Origin of the sequence: Blautia luti, from assembly GCF_013304735.1 — a bacterium.
GTDB lineage: Bacteria > Bacillota > Clostridia > Lachnospirales > Lachnospiraceae > Blautia_A.
Window position 1 is genome coordinate 54,327 of the sequence record NZ_JAAITI010000020.1, and the last position, 10,119, is coordinate 64,445.

8 protein-coding genes are annotated in these 10,119 nt (G+C 43.3%); 2 read left to right on the plus strand and 6 right to left on the minus strand.

Annotated elements, in window-relative coordinates; translation table 11 throughout:
* Positions 1 to 183 precede the first annotated feature (183 nt).
* From G5B06_RS11750 to G5B06_RS11775, 6 genes are all read right to left on the minus strand, one after another.
* Positions 184 to 2,562: an ABC transporter permease gene (locus G5B06_RS11750; RefSeq protein ID WP_173772121.1), complete on the minus strand. Its 2,379-nt coding sequence runs from the start codon at positions 2,560 to 2,562 to the stop codon at positions 184 to 186.
* A 14-nt stretch (positions 2,563 to 2,576) separates the two neighbouring features.
* On the minus strand, positions 2,577 to 3,242 hold the full coding sequence (locus G5B06_RS11755) for an ABC transporter ATP-binding protein (RefSeq protein ID WP_097783439.1): 666 nt from the start codon (positions 3,240 to 3,242) through the stop codon (positions 2,577 to 2,579).
* A 140-nt stretch (positions 3,243 to 3,382) separates the two neighbouring features.
* Complete coding sequence (locus tag G5B06_RS11760; protein ID WP_097783440.1) at positions 3,383 to 5,416, minus strand: ABC transporter permease; 2,034 nt, start codon at positions 5,414 to 5,416, stop codon at positions 3,383 to 3,385.
* 165 nt (positions 5,417 to 5,581) lie between these two features.
* Positions 5,582 to 6,613, minus strand: a complete 1,032-nt coding sequence (locus tag G5B06_RS11765; protein WP_173772123.1) for a sensor histidine kinase — start codon at positions 6,611 to 6,613, stop codon at positions 5,582 to 5,584.
* Complete coding sequence (locus G5B06_RS11770) at positions 6,610 to 7,302, minus strand: response regulator transcription factor (RefSeq protein WP_173772125.1); 693 nt, start codon at positions 7,300 to 7,302, stop codon at positions 6,610 to 6,612. Before G5B06_RS11770 ends, G5B06_RS11765 begins: the two co-directional genes overlap by 4 nt.
* 211 nt (positions 7,303 to 7,513) lie before the next feature.
* Positions 7,514 to 7,762 (minus strand): helix-turn-helix transcriptional regulator, encoded by a 249-nt coding sequence (locus tag G5B06_RS11775; RefSeq protein WP_227084062.1) that lies wholly within the window; start codon positions 7,760 to 7,762, stop codon positions 7,514 to 7,516.
* A 287-nt stretch (positions 7,763 to 8,049) separates the two neighbouring features.
* Here G5B06_RS11775 and G5B06_RS11780 point away from each other — a divergent pair, with 287 nt between their 5' ends.
* Positions 8,050 to 8,427 carry a plasmid mobilization protein gene (locus G5B06_RS11780; protein WP_117640207.1) on the plus strand — a complete coding sequence of 126 codons (378 nt, stop codon included), beginning with the start codon at positions 8,050 to 8,052 and terminating at the stop codon, positions 8,425 to 8,427.
* Complete coding sequence (locus G5B06_RS11785) at positions 8,414 to 10,063, plus strand: relaxase/mobilization nuclease domain-containing protein (RefSeq protein ID WP_117944166.1); 1,650 nt, start codon at positions 8,414 to 8,416, stop codon at positions 10,061 to 10,063. The genes G5B06_RS11780 and G5B06_RS11785 overlap by 14 nt, the downstream gene beginning before the upstream one ends.
* Positions 10,064 to 10,119: the final 56 nt, after the last annotated feature.

The window sequence follows — 10,119 nt, forward strand, 5'->3', positions numbered from 1 at the left end:
TTGCTTCTTCCATGAATGGTAATATTATCATCAAACTTTTGGAAGAACTATAAATGTCCGAGGTGCCTTTGATTTCGACAGAAAAACAGGCTGAATTGTTACAAAGCTCGGACATTTCAAAAATTTTTTGAGAAATGGCGAAAAAAGCGGGGCAGCACACGCCGCCCCGCCGATCCCATACGGTTATTCCATCGCCCGCATTTGTTCAATCAGGGATTGCTTTTTCTGTCTGCGGATTGTCCATACAGACAAGATCAGTTCCATTCCGAACAATACCAGAATGAACAGTCCCATTTCCAAAACCGGGAATTTGTAAGGCACTACATTTCCGGCAAAAGCTCCTATACTCATTTTTCTGCAAGCAAAGATGGAAGCCGGAAGCCCAACGATCAGCGTCGCCAATGTTGCAAAGAGCGCATAGAACAGCCCCTCACAGATGTTCATTTTACATAGCTGTTTTTGTGTTAGGCCGATAGAACGCAGAATACTGTTTTCCTGCTTTCGGGCTATCTGGTTAGAGAGTGTCGTATTGATAAGGTTGATAACGCCAAAGAGAAATACCAACCATGAAAGTATCTCCATACTGCCAAACGCAAAAGAATTTGTCATTTCTTCATATTCAATCACTGTATTGATTTCATCTAAGGCAATATTACTATGGCTGGCAACAATATTTTTCAATTCAGCTCCCACATAGTCCGTTTTTTTAGCGTCATTTACAATGCTCCATGAATAGTCAAAAGAGGTGATTTCCGGGTGCAGTTCGTGGAACAACGCTTCTGGTGCAAAAAGAGTTGCCCCATCTAAGTGCATCCTGCCATGTCCTGAATATACCTTTGCAGGAGCGTATAACCCCGATATGGTAACAGAAACGGATGGCTGTTCTTCTCCCAAAGAAATCTCAACCGTTGAACCAACACCCATATCCTCATTCTGCTTTAGCACATTATAGTCAATTACAATACTACGGGAATCTGTTGGCATGGTTCCCTCTGTCAGAGCCGCTTCAACTGCCGCATAATTCTGGTCGGTCAGCATATCGCACATACCACCAGCTTGATGAATCTCTGTTTTATAAGTTGCATGGAGAGATTGCCTGCTTGGAATTATATCTGTAACGCCATCAATAGATAAGATTTTCTGCTTTAATTCCTCATTCAATGGATTTCCCGCTGCCATAACCTTTTCTTCTGTCATTTCAGAATCCAAATAAATTTTATAGTCGCCGTCTGGGAAAAACTGTCTTGCAAGCGCCTCTGGTGAGCGCAGCAAAACAATGGAGGATAGCACAAGCAGGATAATTCCGCCCAAACTCAATGAGGCTACAATAGCAACGGTCTTTTTTCGGTCACGCCTAAAATTTGCAATTCCCATTGAAACAGGATTGAGCTTGATATTCTTTTTCCGGCTGCGGATGTCCTTTTGCGCCGGGGTAAAACGGACGGCTTCAATGGGGGAAATCCCTGCCGCAATTTTCACCGGCTTACGGATGGAAACAGATATCATGATCCAACTGCTTATAAGCGTTAAAATAACCGTTGCCACATAGGAAACAGCGTTAAAACCCTTGGAAAACAGGAGGAAACCGCCGCATACGCCCAGCACTGTGCCAATCAGAATCCCGATACTGCCGAGTTTGCGTCCCTCGTTCTTTACAATCCGCTTGATTTGCTTTGGTGTCGCACCAATCGTCCGAAGCTGCCCGTAGCTTTGGATTTTGTCATTGATGGAGATACGGAAGATACTCTGGATCACAATATAGCCGCCAATCAGAACAAGGGCAATCACACCTGCCATCAGTGCAAAATCAAAGGATTTAGAAGCATAGGCAAAATACTTACTGTTCATTTTGGGCATAGGAAGCTGATATTCCTCCGCAATCTCCCTGCAATAAGAGGTCATCAGTTCTTCGCCCAACTGGTCGCTGTTTTTGAAATGGACATAGGCGCGATAGCCAGCCGGGTCAAACCCGTTCCATTCTGTCAGGGCAGCGTTGGAAAGAATGATAGCGCAGGTATTCGCTTCTTTTTCATTTACGCTGTCCGTAATGCCGGTAACGACATAATCACCATGAAAACTCTCTGTATCTAAGGTCACAGTGTCCCCGATCTTGGCATTGTTTCCATAGGTGGAAAGAAAGTATTCGCTTACAACAACTTCATTTGCTTTTTCAGGAACCCGGCCCTCTAACAACTCCATCTGCGCCTTGGCAATCTCCATCATTTGCGCGTCGCAATACACATAGGACGCATGATAGCCCTGTTCTGAAAGCTCCTCACCCAGCATATAGTAGCCGCCTACGCGCTCAAACTCCGGCAGTCCTTTCAGGGTTTCAATGTCGTTTTCCTCTACGCCCAGCCAGACCGCCTCATAAGTATCGACAACCTGATTGCGTTGCATTTGTGTCAGGGAAGTAGACACAATTCCCGTAAAGCAGATCAGAAACGCCGCCAGTGCAACGGCAATCACCACCATCAGATTCCGGCGCTTCTCGCTTTGCAAACTTTTCTTTGCCAGCTTCTTTGTAATGGCGCTGGTATCATTCTCAAAAGGCCATGTCATAGCCTGCCACCTCCTTACTCCACAATCTTGCCGTCCTCAATGCGGACAATCCGATCTGCAAGGCGGGCAATGTCGTTGTTGTGGGTAATCATCACAACAGTTTGCCGGAACTCTGCACTGGTGCGCTTGATAAGCCCCAGCACCTCGGCGCTGGTCTTGCTATCAAGGTTGCCGGTTGGCTCGTCGGCCAGAACAATAGCCGGTTTGGTAATCAAGGCGCGGGCGATAGCCACACGCTGCTGCTGGCCGCCGGAAAGATTGTTCGGCATATTTTTCAGTTTATCTTCCAGCCCCAGCAGGTGAACGATCTCGTCCAAAAACTTCTGATCCACCGTGTCCCCGTCCAGCTCCACCGGCAGGACGATGTTCTCATACACATTCAGGATGGGAACAAGGTTATAGTTCTGGAAGATAAAGCCGATGTTGCGGCGGCGGAAGATGGTAAGCTGTTCATCGTTCTTCTTTGCCAGTTCTTCGCCCCGGACGATCACGGTTCCGCTGGTGGGAGTGTCCAGCCCGCCCATCATGTGAAGCAGGGTGGACTTGCCGCTGCCGGATGTTCCCACAACGGCCACAAACTCGCCGTCCTCCACGGAGAAGTTCACACCGTCAAGGGCGCGGGTAATGTTCGGCTCTGTGCCGTAATACTTTTTCAGATCAATCGCCTGTAAAACGCTCATACTCAAAACTCCTTTCAAGGCTTTCTGCCTGTTGATAAGGCTATTGTAAAACCCAAATGTCCGCGAAATGTTACAGCGGCCAAAAAATTTCATTGAAAATCGGGGGTGAAATGTTACAACGCTCGGACATTTCAAAATTATTATTCAACTACCCTTAATCGAGCTACAATACTTGTTTTTCTAAAATAGCGAAACGAAACATGAGGAACTATAATCGCCACAACGCAAATAACAATTCCCTCTAATATCAACGGGAAAATCGTAGGCTGTATTGTAAACAGCCATAAGTCAGGTTGATTAAAGAAAGTAGGAAGAATTGTATTTGCAACAATAAGAGAGAGAGGTAAACCCATTACACAAATCAGAAATGCGTAAAACAATCCCTCCAATACGGTCAATTTGTTAATTTGTTTTTTCGTCATTCCGATGCTCTCTAATGTAGCAAATTCCCGTTGCCGGTTTATAATGCCCGTTATAATGATGTTGGAAAAATTCACAAGCCCGATACTTCCTAATAGAAACCCAATAAGGCCACCTATGATAAAAATAGTTTGTTTTAATCCATTCATAGTTTGTGCCAATGTTTCAGACGATGCGTATTCAACGGTAGGCAAAGAATTGATGTACTCGGTCGCTGGCAAAAAGTGTTCTTTTTCCACATCAAACACATAACTCATTATGGCTGGATTGTTATACAATTCCACAAACATCTCATTACTCATATAGAAAATAGGACAATCGCCGCCAACATCAGTGTAGCCAACATTCTTACCCGGAGATTCTACCAATGAAAAATCAACCACTGCACGCGCAATTACCGAAACCGTTTTATAAGGCAATCCATCTTTGTAAATGGTAACTTCCTGATTGAGCGGACAAAGAAATTCAGGAGATTCATTTGGGTTGATCGCTGAAATTTCTATAACATAGTTTCCACTTTCCAAATATGAGGTTAGTTGCTGTATATCTGTTTCTCCCTCAATGAAATTCAATTTAGGAAGTATTGATTTTTCTACCCCGTAAATATTGCAAAGAGGTCGATAATCAACACCGAGTTTTACTGGATAAGTTCTGCCATCAACCATACCACTTCGTATAAGGTGATTATCTTCTGTGTATTCGTCTAATACTTCCGTGACCAAACTACCATAATCATAAGTAACACTGACATCATCCAAAGTGTTTTTATAAATTCGACTTCCGTTCAGCACAGGAATATTATTTTCAATATCAGATATGATTTCATTACTAACAGAATCATCTTTAAATCGAAAACCTTGCACATTAGAAAATGTGTTTGGGCTTGCCACAACAAAATCAAATGAGGTAACAGAAGATACATATTTTTTAACATCAACACTATTTCCGATTGCGATTGCACTGTTTAGGAGAATAATGCAGAGTATCATGGATAAGACGATAAATATGGTACGCTTTGAATTTCTTCTTAAATTTCTCCATGCCATTTCTGTTATTCTATTCTTAAACGAAAGACGATTCTTGTTGGCACTATGATAATTGTCTTTTTCATAGTATCTAGTTGCCTCAATGGGCGAAATCGTAGCTGCAATTTTGAATGGTTTCTTTATACTCACCCAAACAGTAATCGCACTAAATATCCCGGCAACGACAAAAATAATAGGATTAAAACTCAAGTTCACAGAAAGATTGTGATACTCGCCTTTCATAAAATTAAGAATCCACGGAAGCATAAGTATTCCTACTATATATCCTAAAATCAACCCAATAGATATAGCAATTATAGACAGCCAAAATGCTTGCTTATAAACAATTCGCTTGATTTGCTTCTCCGTTGTTCCGATTGTTCTTAATAAGCCATATTTCTTTATTTCTTGAACAACAGAAATCTCAAAAATATTGCGAATGAGCAAATAGCCCGTTATTACAAAAATCATAATAAAAAACAGGGCTGCTATTATGGCAATCCAATTTACAGATGTACCAGTGGACGGGCTGGTTCCCCTAATTTGCAAAATAGTTGTCTGTATAGACTGGATCGCTCCAACACATAAAGTCGTTACAGAAGTAAAAAGCATTGATGTTAAAACGATTGCTATTACAGCAACAATATTTCGTAATTTGTTGGCTTTGAAGCTTCTTTGCGCCAGCTTCTTTGTAATGGCGCTGGTGTCATTTTCAAAAGGCCATGTCATAGTTGTATCACCTCCATATTTGATAAGGGTATTGTAAAACCTAAATGTCCGCGAAATGTTACAGCGGCCCAAAAATTTCATTGAAAATCGGGGTGAAATGTTACAACGCTCGGACATTTCAAAAAAATTTACGGCGGGCAGCCGGAAATGGCCGTCCGCCGCATTCTATTTTGTCGGCAGCATAATGGAAAATTCCGAGCCCTTGCCCGGCTCTGAAACCACTTTGATATAGCCGCCTTGCCGCGTTACGATCTCGCGGGCCAGATACAGTCCAATGCCCACGCCCTGCTGTTCGTGTACTTCTTCCTCACGATAAAAGCGCCGGAAGATAGCAGCCTGATTACTTTCGGAAATGCCCTTGCCGGTATCGGCTACTTTGATCTCCACATACATTTCCCACGGTATCACCGACACCGTAATTTTTCCACCTGCCGGAGTATACTTCACCGCATTGTCCAACAGGTTAAAGAGGGCTTCGGATGTCCACTTGCTGTCATGGGAAAAGGTCAAATTCTCCGGGCAGTCCACAGATACAGCGATTTTCTTTTTTTCCGCTGCATACACGATCCCACTCATGGCTTGCGCCACGGTATCAAAGAGGCAGACCGGTTTCTTATTCAACTGGATTACGCCCGTTTCCAACCGTGAGGTTTTCACAAGAGCCTGAAAGAGAAAGTCCAGTTTATCTGTCTGGGTGCGGATTCCACGGATAAAATCGGTACGCTCCGCCTCGGTCATAGGCTTTTCCAGCAGGGTGTCCGTCGCCATTTTCAGATTGCTTACCGGCGTTTTTACCTGATGGGAAATATCCGATACAAGGGTTTGTAACTCCTGCCGTTCCTCGTCCACCCGGCGACGGTTCTCCTGCATGATCTGGTAAAGTCTCGCCAGCCGGTGCCCGATTCTGGCGAGCTGGGTTTCGCTGTCCTCTGGCCGCTGGGGTGCTTCATTTCCGGCGATCATGTGGTCTAAGGTCTGGCACAGGTCAGTGGTAAACTGCGACAGTCGCTTTCCAAACGCCTGCGTCAGTACAAAAATCCCTACAATGGCGCACAGCAGCAGCGCCCCGCCTGTCAGCAGCACCGCCGTCTGTTTTGTCACAAGAAACAGGGCTATGGTGATCCCGGACATGGAGAGGACAAGCCCTATTGCCACCCGGCCAAATAGCCACTTTACCGATAGATTTTGAAACTTCATTTTGCCTCGCCTCCCGTCCATTGATAGCCCATACCGTAAACGGTCTTGATGTATGGCACACCTCCGTCGGCTTCAATCTTGCTGCGAATCCGGCTGATGGAGGTTGTCAGGGTGTGTTCGTCCACAAACCTCTCGTCTATATCCCACAGCTTTTCCAAAAGCTGCCCACGGGTCAGCACTTGCCGGGGATTTTTGCGGAACAGGTTCAGCATTTTGTACTCCATCGGGGATAGGGTCAGGGGCTTGCCGTTTAGGGAAGCCGTCTGCTCCGAGAAGTCCAGAAACAGCCGCCCGTCGTCGTAAATGTCCTTGGCCGGTTTGTGGTGTTCCAGCATGGCGAACATGGCTTTGATTTTCCGCTGCAAGGCCCCGATCACAAAGGGCTTTGTGATGTAGTCCACCGCGCCCACCTCATAGCCCCGTATCTGGTCGCTCTCCTGATCGTTGGCGGTTAGGAAAATCACGATGGTGTCCGAGTGCTGGGGCTTTATCAGCTTGCACAGCTCAAAACCGTTCCCGTTCGGCAGGTTGATGTCCAGCAGCACTAAATCAAATTCCCGCTGGCGGATGGCGTCGGCGGCGGTTCTGGCATTTAGGGCAGAAGTCACGCCGTAGCCGTCTGCGGTCAGGTTGTAGGCCAACATCTTATTCAAAAAACTGTCGTCCTCGACAATTAAAATCTGCTCCATATTCTCACTTCCTTTGCTTTTTGCAGATAGTATAACAGGCAAATGTCCGAGAATTGTTACAAGGACAAATATATTTATCATTTTACAGCTTTTTTATGTGTACTGCAATTTTATAAAAGAAAGGACAGCAGTATCATCAAATTGCTGTCCTTGCGGTTTATTATAGCTGGTAGTGTATAAGCGTGGGTTCATCATATTTGGTGTGGTATCTTTAACTATGGGAAACTCCCATTTCCCATCTAGACACCGCCTGTCTTGTTACTCCTACCATTTCAGCAAATTGTTCCTGAGAAAGCTTGTTATCTTGCCTTATCTTAAGAACTGCCTTTGCAATGTTTTGATTACTATCTTTTACTTTCCTCCTCCTTTTGTTTGATTGTATTATACAGTTGATATACCATTTGGGCAAGCAATACAACTTTACATTTTCGCAATTAACTATTGCTTTTTGTTTTTTCATTTATATAAACTTCTTATTTCCATTTTTTCTGTAAATCGGCTTATATATGAAGCAGTCATTTTTAGAGCAAGTTTCGCAATGTCGGACAAAAACCCCTGCGGGATTTTTTCTGACTTGCAACTTGATGGGGATTTCGTTTCCCCATACCCTCGACCGCAATCAAAGATATGTGTATTGGTTCCCATTTGCATGGTCACAGCGTGATGCTTTTTCATCACTTGCTTTCACAGCTCACTGTGAATTTTCTATTTTTCCTGCGGAACCTTTATGCCAGAAAGGAGCATTGAATGACACGACCACAAAAAGAAATGGACATGAAACGAGAACACCGGGTAACCATCCGCCTGACTGATATAGAGTTTTCCATCATAGAAAATGCAGCGGAACAGGCAGAAATGAGCATTTCAGAATACATGAGGACTCAAACTATGGAAGGAAATGTAACTGCACGATTTGAAATTGTTGCTGATGTTGATGAAATCAAAAAACTAATCGGTGAATTTGGCAAGATTGGAAGCAACCTAAATCAGATTGCCCGATATTTTAATCAAGGTGGAATTATCTCTTCTGAAATGAGAAATGAAATCCGAAAGTCTCTCCGGGACATTTATGAAATGAAATATAAAGTAATGAAAATGGCAGGTGATTTCCGTGGCAGTAATTAAACATATTGCAAGCAAAAATGCTGACTATGGAGAATCGGAACGTTATCTTATCTTCCAGCATAATGAATATACGCAAAAACCGATTCTTGATGAGGAAGGGCATATGATATTGAGAGAAGAATATTATCTGGACGGTTTGAACTGTGATCCATTCTCTTTTGCATCTGAATGTCAGGAATTGAACATCTACTACCACAAGAACAAAAACTTCAATGAGATAAAATCCCATCACTATATCATCAGCTTCGACCCGAAAGACAGGGAGGAATGTGGATTGACCGGTGAACGTGCCCAGCAACTTGGATTGACTTTTGCAAAGAAAAATTTTCCCGGTCATCAGGCTTTAGTCTGTACTCATACCGATGGTCATAACGAAAGTGGAAACATCCATGTACACATCGTAATCAACAGTCTCCGTAAATATAACATACCGCAAGAACCCTATATGGAATTTGACTGTGAATCAAAAGCCGGATACAAGCACCATCTAAGTACAGCATATCTTGCACATCTGAAACAGGAAGTCATGAATATGTGTAAAAAAGAAGGACTACATCAGGTTGATCTGCTCACTCCTGCTGAAAGAAAAATCACAGAAAAAGAATATTGGGCACAACGCCGGGGACAGGAAAAACTCGATAAGTTGAATCAGAAAATGAAAGAAGATGGAATCACGCCAAAGGAAACACGTTACCAGACAGAGAAACAATTTCTTCGTGACGCTATTGATGATGCTGCAAGTACCGCCCGATCACCAGAAGAATTTTCAAAAATCCTTGATGAAAAATATCACATCATCTTCAAGATCAGTCGAAACCGATATAGCTATCTTCACCCTGGCAGAAAAAAATATATCACTGGAAGGAATCTCGGAACCAGATACACAGAAGATTTTCTCTTGAAAGCATTTGAGGAAAACACGAAATCCCATAGAGAACAGAAAGAAGAAATTCTGGAACAGCAGACTCCAAATACTTCCACAGATTTGCCAACTGTTCCTTTTTCCGATACTTCTGCTATCCCTGCACCATTCATTTTCATAAAATCAGATCTCCGACTTGTCATAGATCTACAAACCTGTATTAAAGCACAGCAGAGCGAAGCCTATGCTCAAAAAGTAAAACTCACCAATTTGAAGCAGATGGCTCAGACTGTTGCCTACATACAGGAACATGGCTATGATTCTCTTGAGGATTTCCATGCAGCACTCAATCAGGCATCAGACCAGACCAGTGCTTCCAGAAAATCTTTAAAAGATACTGAACAGCAACTTAAAGATGTGAATGAGCAGATTCATTTTACCGGACAATATCTGGCATATAAAAATGTGTACGCCGATTATCGTAAAAATCGAAACAAAGAGAAATTTTATGAAGAACACCGGGCAGAACTTTCCCTGTATGACACAGCTCTCCGAACACTCAAAGAAAAATCTGGCGGGAATAAATTGCCTTCCATGAAAGCTCTCTATGCTGAAAAGGACCAGCTTATTGAATTAAGGGATAGACAGCGTGAAGATTTTTCTAACCACCGGGATTATGAACGGGAACTTCGCACTGTGTCGGCGAATATTGAAATGATTCTTGGGAAAAATCGTGAGCAGGAACAACAGCTTGAAAAGAATCAGGATTTATAATGAGACTATGAAAAAATCTCTGTAAATAGGATTCTTCTATGATAAGAAAGGGTGAG

Excerpts from the sequence above, each read along its gene's own strand:
- G5B06_RS11750 (WP_173772121.1), bottom strand. The coding sequence starts at position 2,562 with ATGACATGGCCTTTTGAGAATGATACCAGCGCCATTACAAAGAAGCTG.
- G5B06_RS11755 (WP_097783439.1), bottom strand. The coding sequence starts at position 3,242 with ATGAGCGTTTTACAGGCGATTGATCTGAAAAAGTATTACGGCACAGAG.
- G5B06_RS11760 (WP_097783440.1), bottom strand. The coding sequence starts at position 5,416 with ATGACATGGCCTTTTGAAAATGACACCAGCGCCATTACAAAGAAGCTG.
- G5B06_RS11765 (WP_173772123.1), bottom strand. The coding sequence starts at position 6,613 with ATGAAGTTTCAAAATCTATCGGTAAAGTGGCTATTTGGCCGGGTGGCA.
- G5B06_RS11770 (WP_173772125.1), bottom strand. The coding sequence starts at position 7,302 with ATGGAGCAGATTTTAATTGTCGAGGACGACAGTTTTTTGAATAAGATG.
- G5B06_RS11775 (WP_227084062.1), bottom strand. The coding sequence starts at position 7,762 with ATGAAAAAACAAAAAGCAATAGTTAATTGCGAAAATGTAAAGTTGTAT.
- G5B06_RS11780 (WP_117640207.1), top strand. The coding sequence starts at position 8,050 with ATGACACGACCACAAAAAGAAATGGACATGAAACGAGAACACCGGGTA.